The following is a 1,275-nucleotide window of genomic DNA, read 5'->3' on the forward strand; positions in this document are numbered from 1 at the left end:
ACTTCTGCGGGAATGTCCAGCATGTCCATCTCTCCTAAAGCTCGCCGGCCTTCGAGAGGATGCGCCGCGCGGCATCCTCGACCGGTTTGTCTATCATCTTGCCGTCCAGCGCCACCGCGCCCGTGCCGCCTTCGGCCAGTGCCTCCAGCACGCGGCGGGCCCAGTCCATCTGCGCGGCGCCGGGGGCAAAGGCGGCCCGCGCGGGGGCAACCTGGGCGGGGTGGATCAACAGTTTGCCGCCGAAACCTATCGCGCTGGCCGCAGCTGCGTCCGCTTTCGTACGCTCGGGGTCCAGCATCACCGTGACGCTGTCGACAGGCGCCTCCCTTTCGGCAAGGCGTGAGCGCCAGACCAGCCTCTGCCGTGCGAGGGTCAGCGCCTCCCACTCCGGTTCGGCCCCGATGTCCAGCGCGAAGTCCAGATGCCCGAAAGCGACCCGCCGCACCCCCGGCGCGGCCAGCAGTTCGTCAAGAACGTCCAGCCCCTGTGCCGTTTCGATCTGCGGCAAGACCTCGATCGGGCGTCCGATGACTGCGGCGGCCTCTTCCAGATCGCTCGCCCTCTCCGCCTTGGGGATCACGACTGTTGCCGCGCCCGTGGCGGCCACTGTTGCGAGGTCGTCGCGCCAACAGTCCGCGTCCGCCGGATTGACGCGGATCGCCACCCGCTGCCAGTCCAGCTGCGCGGAGCGGATCGCCAAGCGCGCTTCTGCCTTCCTGTCGGGGGTCACGGCGTCTTCGAGATCGAGGATCACCCTGTCGGCGCCAGCGGCCAGCGCCCTGGCGAACCGGTCCGGGCGGTCGCCGGGAACGAAGAGATAGGTAATGGGAAGCGGCATGGCGATAAGCGGTTCAGATGGTGCGGCCGCCGTCCACTTCGAGGACGACGCCGGTCAAAAATTCCGCCTCGTCCGAGGCGAGGTAAAGGCAGGCGCTTGCCACGTCGCGCGGCTCCGCCAATCGGCCCAGCGGCACGGTCGCGATGAAGCGGGCGCGGTTTTCGGGCGTATCGGGCAGGCCCATGAAACTTTCGAGCAGACCGGTCGCGCCCATCACCGGTGCCACGCAGTTGACGCGGATCTTGTCAGGCGCCAGTTCGACGGCCATCGAGCGGCTCAGCAGGTTCACCGCCCCCTTGGTGGAGTTGTACCACGTCAGCCCGGGGCGCGGGCGGATCCCGGCGGTGGAGCCGATGTTGATCATCACACCACCGCCCTGTTCGCGCATCACCGGGACGACCGCGTTCGTCATATGGAAAAGCGCCTTGACGTTGATC

At 68.0% G+C, this 1,275-nt stretch carries 2 protein-coding genes; both read right to left on the reverse strand.

All coding sequences use genetic code 11. The features are described from left to right. Positions 1-34 precede the first annotated feature (34 nt). A complete protein-coding gene (locus A3764_RS16745) occupies positions 35-838 on the reverse strand; it encodes an HpcH/HpaI aldolase/citrate lyase family protein (RefSeq protein ID WP_067920108.1) in 804 nt (267 codons plus the stop codon). 13 nt (positions 839-851) lie between these two features. Further along, positions 852-1,275, reverse strand: a 424-nt coding sequence (locus tag A3764_RS16750) for an SDR family oxidoreductase (RefSeq protein ID WP_150122251.1), incomplete at its 5' end; no start/stop codon positions are given.

Origin of the sequence: Sulfitobacter sp. HI0129 (assembly GCF_001635395.1) — a bacterium.
Classification (GTDB): Bacteria; Pseudomonadota; Alphaproteobacteria; order Rhodobacterales; family Rhodobacteraceae; genus Sulfitobacter.